At 57.6% G+C, this 17,376-nt stretch carries 18 protein-coding genes; 11 read left to right on the top strand and 7 right to left on the bottom strand.

Annotated features, from left to right (window positions below; translation table 11 throughout):
• Nucleotides 1–179 precede the first annotated feature (179 nt).
• The 6 genes from hpaB to yjiA all read left to right on the top strand — a co-directional run bounded on the left by hpaB (nt 180) and on the right by yjiA (nt 6,976).
• The gene (hpaB, locus tag ACOTXT_RS00205) at nt 180–1,742 is read left to right on the top strand and encodes a 4-hydroxyphenylacetate 3-monooxygenase, oxygenase component (protein WP_316462741.1); all 1,563 of its coding nucleotides are present in this window, start codon (nt 180–182) and stop codon (nt 1,740–1,742) included.
• Nucleotides 1,743–1,759: 17 nt separating this feature from the next.
• The gene (locus tag ACOTXT_RS00200; protein WP_333165415.1) at nt 1,760–2,272 is read left to right on the top strand and encodes a 4-hydroxyphenylacetate 3-monooxygenase reductase subunit; all 513 of its coding nucleotides are present in this window, start codon (nt 1,760–1,762) and stop codon (nt 2,270–2,272) included.
• Between the two features lie 177 nt (nt 2,273–2,449).
• The gene (locus ACOTXT_RS00195) at nt 2,450–3,367 is read left to right on the top strand and encodes a helix-turn-helix transcriptional regulator (protein WP_333165417.1); all 918 of its coding nucleotides are present in this window, start codon (nt 2,450–2,452) and stop codon (nt 3,365–3,367) included.
• Nucleotides 3,368–3,558: 191 nt separating this feature from the next.
• Entirely contained in the window at nt 3,559–5,712 is a 2,154-nt protein-coding gene (locus ACOTXT_RS00190) for a carbon starvation CstA family protein (RefSeq protein WP_333165420.1), read from the top strand.
• Nucleotides 5,713–5,808: 96 nt separating this feature from the next.
• Nucleotides 5,809–6,012, top strand: a complete 204-nt coding sequence (locus ACOTXT_RS00185; protein WP_003856610.1) for a YbdD/YjiX family protein — start codon at nt 5,809–5,811, stop codon at nt 6,010–6,012.
• A 10-nt stretch (nt 6,013–6,022) separates the two neighbouring features.
• The gene (gene yjiA, locus ACOTXT_RS00180; RefSeq protein WP_047747949.1) at nt 6,023–6,976 is read left to right on the top strand and encodes a GTPase; all 954 of its coding nucleotides are present in this window, start codon (nt 6,023–6,025) and stop codon (nt 6,974–6,976) included.
• Nucleotides 6,977–7,045: 69 nt separating this feature from the next.
• Here yjiA and ACOTXT_RS00175 read toward each other — a convergent pair whose 3' ends face one another.
• A complete protein-coding gene (locus ACOTXT_RS00175) occupies nt 7,046–8,404 on the bottom strand; it encodes an esterase-like activity of phytase family protein (protein WP_055321635.1) in 1,359 nt (452 codons plus the stop codon).
• Nucleotides 8,405–8,815: 411 nt separating this feature from the next.
• Between ACOTXT_RS00175 and ACOTXT_RS00170 the strand changes: the two genes are divergently transcribed.
• Both ACOTXT_RS00170 and ACOTXT_RS00165 read left to right on the top strand, forming a co-directional pair.
• Nucleotides 8,816–9,361, top strand: coding sequence for a YfaZ family outer membrane protein (locus ACOTXT_RS00170; RefSeq protein WP_055321636.1), 546 nt, complete (start codon nt 8,816–8,818; stop codon nt 9,359–9,361).
• On the top strand, nt 9,361–9,681 hold the full coding sequence (locus ACOTXT_RS00165) for a hypothetical protein (protein ID WP_008501314.1): 321 nt from the start codon (nt 9,361–9,363) through the stop codon (nt 9,679–9,681). The genes ACOTXT_RS00170 and ACOTXT_RS00165 overlap by 1 nt, the downstream gene beginning before the upstream one ends.
• A 46-nt stretch (nt 9,682–9,727) precedes the next feature.
• On the opposite strand, the gene ACOTXT_RS00160 is transcribed toward ACOTXT_RS00165, so the two are convergent.
• On the bottom strand, nt 9,728–11,098 hold the full coding sequence (locus ACOTXT_RS00160) for an NAD-dependent succinate-semialdehyde dehydrogenase (protein WP_045409223.1): 1,371 nt from the start codon (nt 11,096–11,098) through the stop codon (nt 9,728–9,730).
• Nucleotides 11,099–11,249: 151 nt separating this feature from the next.
• Between ACOTXT_RS00160 and ACOTXT_RS00155 the strand changes: the two genes are divergently transcribed.
• Nucleotides 11,250–11,993, top strand: coding sequence for a helix-turn-helix transcriptional regulator (locus tag ACOTXT_RS00155; protein WP_055321637.1), 744 nt, complete (start codon nt 11,250–11,252; stop codon nt 11,991–11,993).
• 47 nt (nt 11,994–12,040) lie between these two features.
• Nucleotides 12,041–12,679: a LysE family translocator gene (locus ACOTXT_RS00150; RefSeq protein ID WP_333165426.1), complete on the top strand. Its 639-nt coding sequence runs from the start codon at nt 12,041–12,043 to the stop codon at nt 12,677–12,679.
• Between the two features lie 30 nt (nt 12,680–12,709).
• Here ACOTXT_RS00150 and ACOTXT_RS00145 read toward each other — a convergent pair whose 3' ends face one another.
• Nucleotides 12,710–13,012, bottom strand: coding sequence for a BrnA antitoxin family protein (locus ACOTXT_RS00145; protein ID WP_023293359.1), 303 nt, complete (start codon nt 13,010–13,012; stop codon nt 12,710–12,712).
• A complete protein-coding gene (locus ACOTXT_RS00140; RefSeq protein ID WP_025912099.1) occupies nt 12,999–13,286 on the bottom strand; it encodes a BrnT family toxin in 288 nt (95 codons plus the stop codon). The genes ACOTXT_RS00145 and ACOTXT_RS00140 overlap by 14 nt, the downstream gene beginning before the upstream one ends.
• A 168-nt stretch (nt 13,287–13,454) precedes the next feature.
• On the opposite strand from ACOTXT_RS00140, the gene ACOTXT_RS00135 reads away from it, so the two are divergent.
• The gene (locus ACOTXT_RS00135; protein WP_047747942.1) at nt 13,455–14,726 is read left to right on the top strand and encodes a DUF445 domain-containing protein; all 1,272 of its coding nucleotides are present in this window, start codon (nt 13,455–13,457) and stop codon (nt 14,724–14,726) included.
• Here ACOTXT_RS00135 and ACOTXT_RS00130 read toward each other — a convergent pair.
• Genes ACOTXT_RS00130 through ACOTXT_RS00120 form a run of 3 tightly spaced genes read right to left on the bottom strand, consistent with a single transcriptional unit; the run spans nt 14,723 to nt 17,323 of the window.
• A complete protein-coding gene (locus ACOTXT_RS00130) occupies nt 14,723–15,799 on the bottom strand; it encodes a DUF2955 domain-containing protein (protein ID WP_055321639.1) in 1,077 nt (358 codons plus the stop codon). The genes ACOTXT_RS00135 and ACOTXT_RS00130 overlap by 4 nt on opposite strands.
• Complete coding sequence (locus tag ACOTXT_RS00125) at nt 15,789–16,856, bottom strand: HlyD family secretion protein (RefSeq protein ID WP_100245850.1); 1,068 nt, start codon at nt 16,854–16,856, stop codon at nt 15,789–15,791. The genes ACOTXT_RS00130 and ACOTXT_RS00125 overlap by 11 nt, the downstream gene beginning before the upstream one ends.
• Nucleotides 16,853–17,323 carry a MarR family winged helix-turn-helix transcriptional regulator gene (locus ACOTXT_RS00120; protein WP_008501325.1) on the bottom strand — a complete coding sequence of 157 codons (471 nt, stop codon included), beginning with the start codon at nt 17,321–17,323 and terminating at the stop codon, nt 16,853–16,855. The genes ACOTXT_RS00125 and ACOTXT_RS00120 overlap by 4 nt, the downstream gene beginning before the upstream one ends.
• Nucleotides 17,324–17,376 lie beyond the last annotated feature (53 nt).

Raw genomic sequence — 17,376 nt, 5'->3', positions numbered from 1 at the left:
AGGGCGGGTAAGCGCAGCGCCACCCGCCGAAAAGCCGCACAGATCACAAAACCACAACCCACCCGAAAAGTACCCGTCGTTGTCCCAATCGTCCCTTCACGTTACGCCCCTCTCAGGCTTCAATTAAACAACAAAAACAAAACATAAATTTAACAACACAATTCCGATACGAGGTCCCTATGAAGCCTGAAGAGTTCCGCGCTGATGCCAAACGCCCGTTAACCGGTGAAGAGTATTTAAAAAGCCTGCAGGACGGGCGTGAGATTTACATCTACGGCGAGCGCGTCAAAGACGTCACCACCCATCCGGCGTTTCGCAATGCGGCGGCCTCCATCGCGCAGATGTACGACGCGCTGCACAAGCCGGACATGCAGGACACGCTGTGCTGGGGCACCGACACCGGCAGCGGCGGCTATACCCACAAGTTCTTCCGCGTGGCGAAAAGCGCCGACGACCTGCGCCAGCAGCGCGACGCCATCGCCGAGTGGTCACGCCTGAGCTACGGCTGGATGGGCCGCACGCCGGACTACAAAGCCGCGTTCGGCTGCGCGCTGGGCGCCAACCCGGCCTTCTACGGCCAGTTCGAGCAGAACGCCCGCAACTGGTACACCCGTATTCAGGAAACCGGCCTGTACTTCAACCACGCCATCGTTAACCCGCCGATCGACCGCCACAAGCCGGCGGACGAGGTAAAAGACGTCTACATCAAGCTGGAGAAAGAGACCGACGCCGGGATTATCGTCAGCGGCGCGAAAGTGGTGGCCACCAACTCCGCCCTGACCCACTACAACATGATCGGCTTCGGCTCCGCGCAGGTGATGGGCGAAAACCCAGACTTCGCGCTGATGTTCGTCGCGCCGATGGACGCCGAGGGCGTGAAGCTGATCTCCCGCGCCTCCTACGAGATGGTGGCAGGCGCAACCGGCTCCCCGTACGACTACCCGCTCTCCAGCCGCTTTGACGAGAACGACGCGATCCTGGTGATGGATCACGTGCTGATCCCGTGGGAAAACGTGCTGATTTACCGCGATTTCGACCGCTGCCGCCGGTGGACGATGGAAGGCGGCTTTGCGCGAATGTACCCGCTGCAGGCCTGCGTGCGCCTGGCGGTGAAGCTCGACTTCATCACCGCCCTGCTGAAGAAATCCCTGGAGTGCACCGGCACCCTGGAGTTCCGCGGCGTGCAGGCGGATCTCGGCGAAGTGGTGGCCTGGCGCAACATGTTCTGGGCGCTGAGCGACTCCATGTGTTCCGAAGCCACGCCGTGGGTCAACGGTGCGTATCTTCCTGACCACGCGGCGTTGCAGACCTACCGCGTGATGGCCCCGATGGCCTACACCAAGATCAAGAACATCATCGAGCGTAACGTCACCTCCGGGCTGATCTACCTGCCGTCCAGCGCGCGGGACCTGAACAACCCGCAGATCGACCAGTATCTGGCGAAATACGTGCGCGGCTCCAACGGCATGGACCACGTCGAACGCATCAAGATTTTGAAGCTGATGTGGGACGCCATCGGCAGCGAGTTTGGCGGCCGTCACGAGCTGTACGAAATTAACTACTCCGGCAGTCAGGATGAAATTCGCCTGCAGTGTCTGCGCCAGGCGCAGAGCTCCGGCAATATGGACAAGATGATGGCGATGGTCGACCGCTGTATGTCCGAATACGACCAACACGGCTGGACGGTGCCACACCTGCACAACAACAGCGATATCAACATGCTGGACAAGCTGCTGAAATAGCGCAGCGGGAGGTTGCAATGTATTCAGATGAACAACGCCTGCGTTTTCGCGACGCAATGAGTAGCCTGTCGGCGGCGGTTAACGTGGTCACCACCGAGGGCGAGGCGGGCCGCTGCGGCATCACCGCCACCGCCGTCTGCTCGGTCACGGACACCCCGCCGTCGGTCATGGTGTGCATCAACGCCAACAGCGCCATGAACCCGGTATTCCAGGGTAACGGCAGGCTGTGCGTTAACGTGCTGAACCACGAGCAGGAGATCATGGCGCGCCATTTCGCCGGGATGACCGGTATGACGATGGAGGATCGTTTTGCCCTCTCCTGCTGGCAGAAAGGGCCGCTGGCGCAGCCGGTACTCAAGGGCGCGCTGGCCAGCCTTGAAGGCGAAATAAGCCAGGTGCAAACCATCGGCACGCATCTGGTTTATCTGGTTGAAATTAAAAACATCATTCTGAGTGACGCGGGCCACGGCCTGATCTACTTCAGACGCCGCTTCCACCCGGTCATGCTGGAGACGGAAGTCGCCGTGTGACCCGCCTCGCGCTGGCCTTTTTTCCGGCCAGCGCCGCTTTCTGCAAAAACTCCTAAGGTTTCCGCTAAATCACGCCGTTATATACCCATAAGAGAAATTTTCTGTGCCTGAATACTGACGCCGCCTGTCAGTGCACCCGCATCATTCAGCGCATACCTATATATACAGGATGACCTTATGGCTAAAACGACGCGGAGCCGCTCGGCTGAACGTCTGGTCGATATTCTCCTTGAGCTACATTTAAACGGTGTGGTAAACCGCGGTGCGCTAATGGAGAAATTTAAAATTACCGAACGCACCGTCTACCGGGATTTAAATGCCCTCTCGCCCATTGTTGAACATACCGGTAACGGTCTATATCGGCTGATTCATTCCGCACAATCGCCGGGTGGGCAAGGATTGCATCACACTCTGGCTAACTTTCTGAATGCCGACAGCTTTTTCCCTGAAAGAAATATGGAATTCTGGCAAAAGCTTGAAACGCGCGTAGACGAAAACCATATTCTTATTCTTGGCAATGAAGCGGAACATACGGTAGAACGCGATATTCGCCGTCATTTAACGAAAATCGAGAAATCGATTAAAAACCATAATGTTTGCCAGATCGTTTATAAGGGTAAAACCCGCCTGATTAATCCCTATAAACTCATTAACAAAAAAAATATATGGTATTTACAAGCCACCGAAAATAGCCGGCTGAAATCCTTCTCATTGAGCCAGATTAGCTGGTTTGATATTCAGAAAACGACCTTCACTCCCGAAGAAAATGTTCTTGAGCTGCTGGAGAAAAGCCTCGATCCCTGGGTGTCCGAAGATACTTTCGCGGTGAAAATATTCATCAAAGATAATATTTCACATTACTTCCTGCGCCGGGATCTTCTGCCGGAACAGGAGCTGCTGGAGGAGCAGCAGGACGGCGTCACGCTGCGCTGCCAGGCGGCCCACGAGAACCAGATCCTGCCGCTGCTGTTCTACTGGCTCCCCCATATTCAGATCCTGGAACCGAGCTGGCTGAAGGAGAAATTCATCAGGACGCTGGAGAGCTATCTGGCCGTAGAGCGCAACCCGAATAATCAAGTGATCTCAATCACATAATTTCGCCCTCCGGCGGCGCGCCGAAACCGCTCGTCGCCGCCTTTGACCGCTCACCCGGCACTTTCAACCACTCATTCATTTACCGTCCTTTACGCGCGCGGGGATCTGGCACGATCGCTCCAGCATTAATCAATACCTCCTCACAACGAACCCTGACCCTTTTTTCTTTACATAAAAAACCAGGTCTTACTATGGATACTAAAAAACTACTGAAGCACGTGCCCTGGGCCTTACTCGGGATCCTCGGTGCTTTCTGTCTGGCGGTTGTCGCATTACGCCGGGGCGAACACGTCAGCGCCCTGTGGATCGTGGTCGCGTCGGTTTCCGTCTACCTTGTGGCTTATCGCTACTACAGCTTATACATCGCGCAGAAGGTCATGAAGCTCGACCCGACGCGTGCCACCCCGGCGGTCATTAACAATGACGGCCTGAACTACGTGCCTACCAACCGCTACGTGCTGTTTGGTCACCACTTTGCCGCCATCGCAGGCGCTGGCCCGCTGGTCGGCCCGGTACTGGCCGCGCAGATGGGCTACCTGCCGGGTACGCTCTGGCTGCTGGCGGGCGTGGTGCTGGCGGGTGCAGTGCAGGACTTTATGGTGCTGTTTATCTCATCGCGCCGTAACGGTTCGTCGCTGGGTGAGATGATCAAAGAAGAGATGGGCCGCGTGCCGGGCACCATCGCCCTCTTTGGCTGCTTCCTGATCATGATCATCATCCTCGCGGTGCTGGCGCTGATCGTGGTGAAAGCGCTGGCCGAAAGTCCGTGGGGCGTCTTCACCGTCTGCTCTACCGTACCGATTGCGCTGTTCATGGGCATCTACATGCGCTTCCTGCGCCCTGGCCGCGTTGGCGAGGTCTCGGTGATCGGTATCGTGCTGCTGGTCGCCTCCATCTACTTCGGCGGCGTGATTGCGCACGACCCGTACTGGGGCCCGGCGCTGACCTTTAAAGACACCACCATCACCTTCGCGCTGATCGGTTACGCATTCGTTTCTGCCCTGCAGCCGGTGTGGCTGATTCTGGCTCCGCGCGACTACCTGGCGACCTTCCTGAAAATCGGCGTGATCGTCGGGCTGGCCATCGGGATTGTGATCATCAACCCTGAGCTGAAAATGCCGGCGGTAACCCAGTACATTGACGGTACCGGTCCGCTGTGGAAAGGCGCCCTGTTCCCGTTCCTGTTTATCACTATCGCCTGCGGTGCCGTGTCTGGCTTCCACGCGCTGATCTCCTCCGGCACCACGCCGAAGCTGATGGCCAATGAAACCGACGCGCGCTTCATCGGTTACGGCGCAATGCTCATGGAGTCCTTCGTGGCGATCATGGCGCTGGTTGCGGCGTCGATTATCGAGCCTGGCCTGTACTTCGCGATGAACACGCCACCAGCGGGTCTGGGCATCACCATGCCTAACCTGCATGAGATGGGCGGCGAAAATACCGCGCTGATCATGGCCCAGCTGAAAGAGGCCAGCGCACACGCGGCGGCGACCGTCAGCTCCTGGGGCTTTGTGATTTCGCCTGAGCAGATCATGCAGACCGCGAAAGACATCGGCGAACCGTCCGTGCTGAACCGCGCAGGTGGTGCACCGACGCTGGCGGTAGGTATCGCACACGTGTTCCACAAAGTGCTGCCGTGGGCGGACATGGGCTTCTGGTACCACTTCGGTATTCTGTTCGAAGCGCTGTTCATCCTCACCGCGCTGGATGCCGGTACCCGTGCGGGCCGCTTCATGCTGCAGGATCTGCTGGGTAACTTCGTGCCGTTCCTGAAGAAAACCGACTCTCTGGTGGCGGGCGTACTCGGCACCGCGGGCTGCGTAGGCCTGTGGGGTTATCTGCTGTATCAGGGCGTGGTTGACCCACTCGGCGGCGTGAAGAGCCTGTGGCCGCTGTTCGGTATCTCTAACCAGATGCTGGCTGCCGTGGCCCTGGTGCTGGGTACCGTGGTCCTCGTGAAGATGAAACGTACCAAATACATCTGGGTTACCGTGGTGCCTGCGCTGTGGCTGCTGCTCTGCACCACCTGGGCGCTGGGTCTGAAGCTGTTCAGCACCAACCCGCAGCTGGAAGGCTTCTTCTTCATGGCTAACCAGTACAAAGAGAAGATTGCTGCAGGCGGCGCGGATTTAACCGCGCAGCAGATTGCCAACATGAACCATATCGTGGTGAACAACTACACCAACGCGGGTCTGAGCATTCTGTTCCTGGTGGTGGTGTACAGCATCATCTTCTACGGCATCAAAACCTGGATGAAAGTGCGCAACATCGATGGCCGCACGGATAAAGAAACCCCGTACGTGCCGGTACCGGAAGGCGGCGTGAAGACCTCTTCACACCACTAAAACAATGGCGGGCGGCGCTGCGCTGACCCGCCCTACAACGGTACTGTAGGCCCGGATCGCTGCGCGCCACCGGGCTTTTTCTTATCAGGACACGTTATGTTTGGTAACTTAGGCGAAGCAAAAAAATACCTCGGTCAGGCGGCGAAAATGCTGATTGGCATCCCGGACTATGACAACTACGTTGAGCATATGAAGACCAACCATCCGGATAAGCCGTACATGACCTACACCGAATTCTTCCGCGAGCGTCAGGAAGCGCGCTACGGCGGAAGTGGAGAAGGCGGCGTCCGCTGCTGCTAAAGGAGAGACCATGACCCCGATTGCCGTTACCCTGCTGACCGGTTTCCTCGGCGCCGGTAAAACCACCCTGCTGCGCCATATTCTGAACGAGCAGCACGGCTTCAAAATCGCCGTCATCGAAAACGAATTTGGCGAAGTCTCCGTAGACGACCAGCTGATTGGCGATCGCGCCACGCAGATCAAAACCCTGACCAACGGCTGCATCTGCTGCACCCGCTCTAATGAACTGGAAGACGCCCTGCTGGACCTGCTCGACAGCCGCGACCGCGGCGACATCGACTTTGACCGTCTGGTGATTGAGTGCACCGGCATGGCCGACCCCGGCCCGATCATTCAGACCTTTTTCTCGCATGAGATCCTTTGCCAGCGCTACCTGCTGGACGGCGTAATTGCCCTGGTTGATGCGGTCCACGCCGACGATCAGATGAACCAGTTCACCATCGCCCAGTCTCAGGTGGGCTACGCCGACCGCATCCTGCTGACCAAAACCGACGTGGCGGGCGAAAGCGTTAAGCTTCGCGAGCGCCTGACGCGCATCAACTCCCGCGCGCCGATTTATACGGTGACGCACGGCGATATCGACCTGTCTCAGCTGTTCAACACCAGCGGCTTTATGCTTGAAGAGAACGTCACCGCAAAACCGCGCTTCCACTTTATGTCCGACAAGCAAAACGACGTGGCGTCGATTGTGGTGGAGCTGGATTACCCGGTGGATATCAGCGAGGTCTCCCGCGTGATGGAGAACCTGCTGCTGTCGTTTGCCGACAGGCTGCTGCGCTACAAAGGGATGCTGTGGATTGACGGCGAGCCGAACCGCCTGCTGTTCCAGGGCGTGCAGCGCCTGTACAGCGCCGACTGGGACCGACCGTGGGGCGATGAAGCGCCGCACAGCGTGATGGTGTTTATTGGCATCCAGCTGCCGGAAGAGGAGATTCGGGCGGCGTTTGCGGGGCTGAAGAAATAGCCTCCCCGCTTAACTATGCGCTCCGAACAATCCCCCTCTCCCCTGTGGGGAGAGGGGTGAGCGGTAAACTTATTTCACCGCCTCCGGCAGCGTCACAATCCACAGCTCGCTGTCGGACTCCGGCTTCTTCAGCGGCTTCACGCTGAGCGTGGTTTCCACCGGTTTATCATCCAGCGTCAGCTTGCCTTCCGCGTTCACCCGGTAATCCTTAAGCTTCTTGCCCTCGACCGGGTTTTGCATCGCGACCTTCACGCCAAAATCGTTATCGTTCGCCACCGCAAGCGTTTTGCTGTCGATCAGCGCCAGTCCTTCAGCCTTCTCCTGCTGCCAGCCCAGCGCGCGAAGATCGACCACCTGCGTTTTTGCCGCAAGGGTAATGCCGCGCTGCGCCAGGGTTTTCTCATCATCAAACTCCGGGTACTCGCCCGGCTTGTCAAAGGCGGAAAGATCGCTCGCCCTGCTGAGATCCACCTTGTAGATCAGGTTGCGCATCCCGTCGTTTTTATCGCTTCCCTGCTCAATCAGCAGGATGTGCTGATTATCGAGCGCCACGATGTCGCCGATTTTGGCATCGCTGTTTTTGTCGTAGGCCGCGCTGTCGATAGGGTAACCGTACATCGCGGTTTTGCCGGTCGCCGGGTCGAAGCTCACCAGACGGGTGAACAGCGCCTGCTTTTTGCTCTTCCCGTCGATGTCCAGCGTGCTCTGCACGGCGGTGATAATACGTCCGTCCGGCATCCGGGTCAGGCCTTCAAAGCCCCGGTTGGGCTGGCGCCATTTGATGATGTTTGGCAGACCGTCCGCGATAGATTTTTCCCCTTCCGCGGCCTGCGGCCCGTGGATCGCGAGGATTTTCCCTTTGCTGTCGACGTTAATCAGGAACGGGCCGTACTCGTCGCACAGCCAGTAGCCGCCTTTGCCGTCCGGCGTAATGCCTTCCGTATCCAGTCCGCGGTTATCACCTTTCAGGACCTTGAGGGTGTCGCTGAACGCCACTTCATTGGTGGAGCCAATCACGCCGCTTTGCAGCGGCAGACCGTTAATCTCGCCTTTATCGTCATGCAGCGGGCGGGCATCAACCGCCTCCGCTTTGCCGTTCTGGACGCGGATGGTCATCAGGAGCGGCGCGAAATCCGGCGTAACAAAGATTTTGGCTTCGTTTTTACCCATTTTTGGCGCATCGGCGTTGGGACCGCGATCGGTCACGGTCGCAAACGTCAGGGCATCGCCCTGCTTGCCCGTAAACAGCAGGCCAGAGCCAATCCCCACCGGAAGCCCGTTCGGGAACGCATCGGCAAACGCGCCGCTGTATTTCACATGGGAGCCGTCAGGGAAGCTGACGATATAGCGCTCAGCGGTAGGCTGCGCAGCCAGGCCAGAGAAAGAGAGCGCACAACCGATAAGCACAGGAATAATTTTTCTTTTCATATTGTTAGTGTCCAGTGAGTGAAGCCAACAACGTAAAGAATAAACGTGTCAGAAAAATGACATAGAAAGGCAACCGACGTGCGCGGGTGAACGTATATTCATTGCCCTGAAATGTAAGGTTGTGTTGTATTGTGTGACATCTGAAATACTTCTGGAAATTATTAGAAACCCAATTAATTCACCTCTAATCACTATCCCTTCCTCGTTCAGTTTATGTTTAGTCAAAAAATTAAACGGTGCCTAAACGTCCAAACATCACGCGTTGACACCTCGACAATCAAACATGAATGCAACATTTCAAATAAAAAAGTTAACAATATCAGCATAAAACAGCGACCTTCATCACATTTGCAGTCATAAACATCGCTTGTTAAGGTGCCCCCAGATGAATTTAATGACGAGGCATAAAACATGAAAAAACTGAATATCCTTCTTCTTTCTGCTCTGACCACCCTCTCGGGTTCCGCTCTGGCAATGGGCGGCAGCATTGAGCAGGGTAAAAACTTTACCAACCTCAACCTCGAGATGGGGAAATCCTCATCCGGCCTGTATGCCGAAAGCAACTGGCTTAAAAACACCGATGACGGTACCCAGACCGGCGGCGTGGGCGCAGGCTATAACCTGGAAGTGGGCCCGGTGATGCTGAATGCGGGTGCCAAAGCCATTTACATCGGCCCGAAGAAAGGCGATAACGGCGTGGCGTTCCCGATCGGCGGCGGTGTGAACGTTGCCCTGACCGACAGCATCCACGTGTACGGTGAAGGCTACGTGGCGCCAGAAGGGCTGAACAACAGCGTGAAAAACTACGTGGAAGCCAACGGCGGCGTAAGCTGGACGCCAATTACGCCTGTGACCCTGAAAGTGGGCTACCGCCACGTGAGCGTTGATGGCAAGGACGGCCGCCCTGGCCACACGCTGATTGACGGCGCATATGTAGGCGGTGGAGTCACCTTCTGATGAAACACCGCATGACCGCGCTTTGCGTTCTGAGCCTCACGCTGATGCTCACCGGCTGCGTCCAGTACAAATGGGTGAAACCGGGCGTCAGCGATGCGGAAATGAATAAAAAGCTCACGGAATGCGAAGCGCAGGCGCTGATCGATCTTCCCCCGGATAACGTGGTGACCGGTTCGAGCTCGGAAAAAACGGACAAATCGAAAAAGAAAAAGGATATTTCCACGAGCTACACGGTTGAAGACGCGAATGAATATCGCCGGGATACGCTGGTTGACAGCTGCATGTTCAAAAGCGGCTGGGACAAGATCGAAGTGCAATAATCCCCATAAAAAAACCTGCCGGTTGGCAGGTTTTTTTTATGGCCTCTTACTGACGCACCACCACCAGCTTCTGGTTCACAAACTCTTTGATCCCCAGATCCGACAGCTCGCGTCCGTAACCGGAGCGCTTCACGCCGCCGAACGGCAGCTCTGGCGCGGTATCGGTGAGCCAGTTGATATACACCATCCCGGTCTCAATCCGCGACGCCATTTTTTTCGCGCGCTCGATATTCTGGCTGAATACCGCCCCACCCAGGCCGTAGTGGGAGTCGTTCGCCAGCGCGACCGCCTCGTCGTCGTTTTTTACCACGTACATCTGCGCCACCGGGCCGAAGAACTCTTCAAAGTACGCCGGGTTGTCGCGCGAGATATTCGTCAGGATCGTCGGTTCGAAGAAGCTCCCCTCACGCTGCACCGGCTTGCCGCCATAGTGCAGCGTCGCGCCGTTTTTCACCGCCTCGTTGACCTGTTTGGTCAGCGTTTCTAGCGCATCTTTCGACGACAGCGGCCCCAGCGTGGTGCTTTCGTCGAGCGGATCGCCAATCTTCACCTGCTTAAACGCCTCGGTGAATTTGCTCAGGAAGGTGTCGGCAATCTTTTCATGCAGGATAAAGCGCTTCGCCGCGGTACAGACCTGCCCGGCGTTGTTGAGCCGCGCATTCACGCCAATCCTGACGGCTTTGTCCAGGTCCGCATCGTCCAGCACCACGAACACGTCGTTACCGCCCAGTTCAAGGGTGGATTTCTTGATGTGCTTCGCCGCCTGCGCGGCCACCACGCTGCCGGCTTTTTCGGAGCCGGTTAATGCGGCACCCTGCACGCGATCGTCAGCAATGATGTTCGCCACCTGCTCGGACGAGATAAACAGGTTGGTCCACGCCCCTTCCGGCGCCCCCGCCTCACGCACCAGGTGGGCAAAGGTCTCGGCGCAGTGCGGCACGATGCTGGCATGCTTGGCGATAACGGGGTTACCCGCCGCCAGGTTTGGCGCCAGAACGCGCATCAGCTGGTAATACGGGAAGTTCCACGGCTCAACGGCCATCAGCACGCCGATGGGGTGATGTTCCACCCACGCTTCCCCGAGTTCGGATTGATACTTCACCGGGGCCAGGAACTGCTTCGCGTTGTCGGCGTAGTAGCGGGCGATCTGCGCGCACAGCTTCACTTCGCCACGGCTCTGTTCGATGAGCTTGCCCATCTCCTGACTGGCAATTTTCGCCAGCTCCTCGGTGCGCTCGTCGATCAGATCGGCAAGCTTATGCAGCACCGGCAGGCGCTGATTGATGTCGCCTTTCGCCCAGTCCGAATGGTAAAGCGCATCGGCCGCCTTCAGCGCCGCTTCGATATCCGCGTCGGTATGTGAGGGGTATTCTTTGATGAGCTGGTTAGTGGCAGGATTTACTGTCTGATAAGCCATGTCGAATCTCCTTGTTTTACCGCTTAGGGTATTAAGGGTAGTCAACATGACTGGCTGTGGACGTAAAGTTGGGTATATCCGGAAGGTTCTTAATGAAGCGCTGCAAGACGGTTCGCTGACGTGGTATAAAAAACGTCCAGAAGGAGTTCATATGACCGATACCCGACATATCCGGCAGACTTTTCACCACGCCTCAGGCCTTGAGCTGCGCAGCACGTGGCAGAGCACGCAGGCGTACAAACGCCACAGTCACCCTCAGCTCTCTATCGGCGCGATTATGGAAGGCCAGACCTGCTGCATTTGTCATGACAAAGAATACATCCTTAACCCCGGGGACCTCATTGTGATCCCGGCCTCTGCGCCGCACAGCTGCAACCCCGTCGCCGGGCAACGGCGCAGCTACTATATGCTCTATATCGACACCGATATTCCTCTGGCGTTACAGGTGATTCGCGACCCTGCGCTCTTTAAGCGCTACCTGGATATTGTTGAGGCGATGTCGCCTGTATCCGTGGACACGCTGCTTTCAGCCCTGCCCCGCCGCGTGGAAAACGCAGACGCGCTTCGCTCAACCAGCCAGCACGTGCGGCAGGCGTTTCTTGCCGACCTGGCCGCACCGCCTTCGCTTGACGAACTTGCCCAACGATTCTCGCTGCGCAAGGAGACGCTGATCCGCACCTTCCGGCAGGATACCGGCCTGACGCCGGGCAGCTTCCTCAACATCTCTCGCGTGGAGTTCGCCAAAGCACGGCTACGTGCCGGGGACGACATCGCCGACGTTGGCTACCAGAGCGGCTTTGCCGACCAGAGCCATTTTCATAAGACCTTCGTCAGCTATACCGCCGCCACGCCGCGCCAGTACGCGACGGGCCGATCAATATCTGACAATAAATAACGTTGGCATCACCGTAGCCTGACCTCAGATTGTTAACCGAGGTTGCTATGGAACTGTTCTTCCCTTCCGCTTTTCTCGCCCTGGCGCTGGCGCATTTTGTCGCCCTGTTAAGCCCGGGGCCGGACTTCTTCCTGCTGGTGGGCTACGCGGCGCGCTACCGACTGCGCGGCAGCGCCGGATTGTGCGTCGGCATCGCCGCGGGTAACGCGCTTTATATTGTTCTGGTGATTATCGGCTGGAGCGCGCTGCGGCAGTTTGCGTGGCTGTTTACGCTGATAGAGCTTTGCGGGGCGCTGTACCTGCTGTGGATCGGCTCGCATCTGGTGCGCAGCCAACCGCAGGCGATGAGGCTGCATGAAACCCATCAGCGCTGCCCCTCGCTGCGCAAGCAGATCCTGCTGGGGCTCGGCTCGGCGCTGCTTAACCCGAAGAATGCGCTGTTTTATCTGGCGCTGATGACGGCGCTACTGGGGCCGGACGTCACGCTGCTTCAGCAGGCGACCTGCGGCGTCTGGATGGTGACGGTGGTGCTGGCGTGGGATCTGGCACTGGTGTCGCTGATGGGTTTGCCCGCGGTCCAGCAGAAGCTCAGCCGTGCGCTGTGGCTGATAGAGCGCACGGCGGGGGTGGTGCTGATGGGGTTTGGCGGGTGGGTGATGTGGCGGCTGCTGGGAAATATACGCTGAGATAGCGGGCAGCCAAACGCTGCCCGCTATTTATTTTTTGTTTTGATCGCGCAGCATTGCTTCACGCAAAATGGCATTGAGCCGCGTCTGATAACCTTTCCCAGGCCGTTTAAGCCACTCCATCACATCGGCGTCAATGCGTACAGATGCCTGAGTTTTGAGTGGTCGATAGAACTTCCCTCGCACCGCCCCTGACCACTGTTCATCGTCCGTGGCAGGAATATCGCTGTAATCAATCTCCGCATCTGGTTTTTCAGCTAATGCTTTGAGCTCAGCCACACGACGAGCGCTTACCTCAGGCGCACTGCCGCGTTTATGTTTAACGATGCTCATAACGGCTCCTCTCTTTGCGGTCCGCCTTTCGTGCGCTAATGATACGGATGATTTCTCCTCCGCTTTCAAAACGTACCGTATGTGCGACCAGAATAACAAGAAGACCTTGCACAAGGCCGATGGTTTGCCAGCGAAATTCACCGTTCTCATAGCGATCCTGAACAGACAAATGATAAGGATCGTCGAAAACCATAACCGCATCCTCAAAGCGTATGCCATGTTTTTGCAGGTTACTTTTCGCCTTATTGCTATCCCACTCATACTCCGTTGGCATAGTGTACCCTTCCCTGATTGTATATACAAAAAAGCATATACAAATTACGCAAGGATTTAACCAAATATGTAAAAAGGTGTTTAATTCCGGAAGGCAGGTTCCAGAAGCGGGAATGCCATAACGCTCCCTGCTTTGCACTTTCCCCCCGCTTCCCTCTATCCTTAACCCATGGAAAAAATAGCTGAACTCAAACGCGCCAAGCTGCTGGCGCTGTCGCTGCTGCTGGTTGCCGCCGCGGCCTTTATCACCACCCTGTTCCTGCCGCAGACCTTCTGGGTGCGCGGCGTCAAGGCCATTGCCGAGGCGGCGATGGTCGGCGCGCTGGCGGACTGGTTTGCGGTGGTCGCGCTTTTCCGCCGGGTGCCCATTCCCTTTATCTCGCGCCATACGGCGATCATCCCGCGCAATAAAGACCGGATTGGCGACAATCTCGGCCAGTTCGTGCAGGAGAAGTTTCTGGATACCCAGTCGCTGGTGGCGTTGATCCGCCGCTATGAGCCCGCACAGATGATTGGCGCCTGGTTCAGCAAGCCCGACAACGCCCAGCGCGTCGGGCTGCATCTGATGCAGGTGATGAGCGGTTTTCTCGAACTCACCGACGACGGGCGCATTCAGCGCCTGCTCAAACGCGCGGTGCATAAGGCCATCGACAAGGTCGACTTCACCGAAACCAGCGCCGTGATGCTGGAGAGCATGACCAAAAACAACCGCCACCAGGTGCTGCTGGACGCCATCATCAACCGCCTGATTACCCTGATTCAGCGAGAAAGCACGCGGGACTTTATTGCCGACCAGATTGTCCACTGGCTGAAGACCGAGCACCCGCGCAAGGCGATGGTGCTGCCCACCGAGTGGCTGGGCGATCAGAGTGCGGAGATGGTATCGAACGCGGTCAACACGCTGCTGGACGATATCAGCCACGACCGCACGCACCAGATCCGCCAGGCGTTTGACCGCGCCACGCTGAAGCTTATCGACAACCTGAAAAACGATCCGGACATGGCGGCAAAAGCCGACAACATTAAGCACTACCTGAAAAACGACGAGGCGTTTAACCGCTATCTGGGGGAGATGTGGGCCGACCTGCGCCAGTGGCTGAAGGCGGATATGCAGAGTGAGGACTCGCGCGTGAAGCAGCGCATCGCCAACGCCGGGCTGTGGTTTGGCGAAACGCTGTCTAACGACGCCAGCCTGCGGGCGTCGCTGAACGAGCATCTGGAGCAGGCCGCGCATCGCGTGGCGCCGGATTTCGCGGCGTTTCTGACCCGCCACATCAGCGACACGGTCAAAAGCTGGGACGCCAAAGACATGTCCCGCCAGATTGAACTGAACATTGGCAAGGATCTGCAGTTTATCCGCGTCAACGGTACGCTGGTGGGCGGGACGATTGGCCTGATCCTGTTTTTACTCTCGCAGCTGCCTGCCGTGCTGGGACATTAATCTACTTTGGGCGGCGCGATGACGTAGCGCGTCGCCTCGAAGCGGTTGAGGATCAGGTGCATCAGAAAGACCATCGTCAGCGTCGCCACCAGCGAAAAGGTAACGGAGGTGATGCGGTAGAGATCGCTGAACACCAGGTCAGTGTCCGGGTGCATGTTCTGCCCGAACATAATGCCGATGGTGGTGATGCTGGAGAACCCCACGCCCGCCCCGACCTTCTCCATTACGTGCAGCCGCGCGCCAAACGCCAGCCCAAGGCCGATCAGCGGCATCATCAACAGCATATGGCTGCTGTGATCGTAGAGGATCAGCTGCACCACCAAAATATAGAGGCAGCCCAGCACCACGCCGACCACGCGCCAGATGGAGCTCATCACCGCGCCGCGATAGTGCATCGGGAACAGGATCAAAATCCCTGCCATCAGCGCCGAGAGCGAATCGCTTAAGTCGCTGATCTGAAACACCACGAAAATCATCGTCGCGACGGTGCCGGAGAGCAGCGACTCGTGGCGCACGCGGGCGTCGTCTTTCTCGATCAGCGGCGGCGGCTTGCGGGGCTCCACGTCCGGCAGGAGATAGTTCATCAGCGCGCTCAGGCACACCGCCATCACGCTGGCTTCGATGTTCGAGAACAAAAGCGTATGCCAGTTGGTGGTGGGGTAGCTCATAAAGTTGAGCATCACGCTCTGGCACACCACGCCCATGGACCCGAACAAAAACAGCGGCCCTTTACTCATAAAGCGAAAACGCATCACGTAGAGGGCGAAGACCACCAGCGTCATGATCGCCGGCCATTGCGACAGATAGCCGATGATGATCACCATTTCGACGCAGTTCAGCGATGCGCTGAAGATAAACTGCTTCGCCACGTGGCGGTTAAACACCGGCACCAGCGACAGCAGCATGATCGGGTAGACCACGAAAAACACGCCGTAGCGGGTGTTGTAGAAGCTCGAAATGCTCAGCGCAATCATCCCGGCAAAGACGATGCGCAGGGTCTGGCGAAAGTCGTTTGCCGTATAGACGATATTGCCGTGCGGGGTAAACACCCGCGCCAGGGTGCTAATAGACATAGTGAAGCAGGCTCACCAGGTGGATCTGCATCCCGGAGAAGAAGCGCGCAAACGGCCCTTCGCTGTTGTAGAGCTGCACGGTCGCGCGGGCGCCGGTCGGCAGATGCTTCGGCAGCGGCTCGTCCAGCGAGACGTGAATGCGCATGCGCTGGGCATCGCGTACCCAGCGGTTAGAGGTTTCCGGCTCGGAGAGCTGGCCATTAACGGCCTCCTGACCTGCGAGGATCCCCGCGTCGCTGCTGGTGACGTGGGCGCGGAAAACGTGTCCCGGGAAGGCGTCAAACACCACGGCCGCATCGGTGCCCTGATGGGTATGGCGCAGGCTCTTCTCACGGAAATCGGCCACGATATCGGTCTGGTTGTTTACCAGCGCCAGCGCGGCCGAACCGGATGAAGCGTAGAAGCCCGGGCTCAGCTGCAGGTTACTGACCGTGCCGTCCGCCTGGGCGTAGACCTTCGTCCAGCCGAGGTTCAGCTCAGCGTCATCCAGCGCGTTGCGGTATTTTTGCAGCGTCACGTTGCGGTGTTCTTCGCGCTCACCACGCTGGATGCGCAGGTTGCGGATGTTGGCCTGAATCGTGCTGACGGACTGCTCGCTGCTCTGCCAGGTGGTGCGAACCTTATCCAGATCCGCCTGCGAGACGTTCTGCAGGGTGCTCAGCTTCTGGTAGCGATCAAAGGTCACTTTGTCGTTACGCGCGGTCAGCACGGCGGTTTTCAGGCTGGCCTGCGCGGCAGCGATCTGCGCATCCAGCTGTTCGTTGGACAGGCGAGCCTGCTCGAGCGCGATTTGCGCCGCTTCTACCTTATTGCGAAACGGCGTGTCGTCGAGTTCAAACAGCAGATCGCCTCTCTTCACCTGGCTGTTGTTATGGACATGTACCGCCGCCACGTAGCCGGAGACGCGCGGAGACACCGGCGTCACCACGCGCATCACGGTGGAGTCCGGCGTCAGCGGGATCCAGATATCCGCGACGATAAAGTAGACAAACATCAGCAGGAAAGAGGCAATACTCACCCTTACCCAGCGGGCAAACTTTTGTTCAGGGGTCATTATTTTTCGGTCTTGTTATCTTCTTCGCGGATTGTCCGCAAATTGCAGGCGATTTGATTCAACGTGGCGCTGAAAATGTCGAGATGTTCCGGCGCGATGTTTTGCGATACGCGCGCCTGATACGTCTCAATCACCTGAGTGAGCCTTTTTAATATGGCTTTTCCCTCAGGCGTCAGCGTCAGAAGCCGGATGCGCTTGTCATAAGGCGATGTGGTGCGCAGCAGGTAACCCTGTTTTTCCAGCTGTGTGAGGGTGCGCATCAGCGGCGGCAGTTCAATGCCCTGCACCTCCGCAAGCTCACTCATTGAGACGTTATCCCCGAGCTGATGAAGCTGCATCATCACCGTCCAGCTCGACTGGGTTAACCCGGTATCGAGAATGGCGTCGTCGATGACGGCACGCCACTGGCGCACGATCATCGCCATCCGCATGCCCATCGGCCTGCGGCAGAACAGTTCTTCTTCACTCATGGGGAAACCTCTCGTCACACGCGGTCAAGATAATAGTTATCAGGGTAAGTATC

Origin of the sequence: Enterobacter cloacae complex sp. IR5422, from assembly GCF_049238165.1 — a bacterium.
GTDB lineage: Bacteria > Pseudomonadota > Gammaproteobacteria > Enterobacterales > Enterobacteriaceae > Enterobacter > Enterobacter roggenkampii.
Note: the sequence above shows the minus strand (reverse complement) of the source record. Positions and strands in the feature narration are given on the sequence as shown.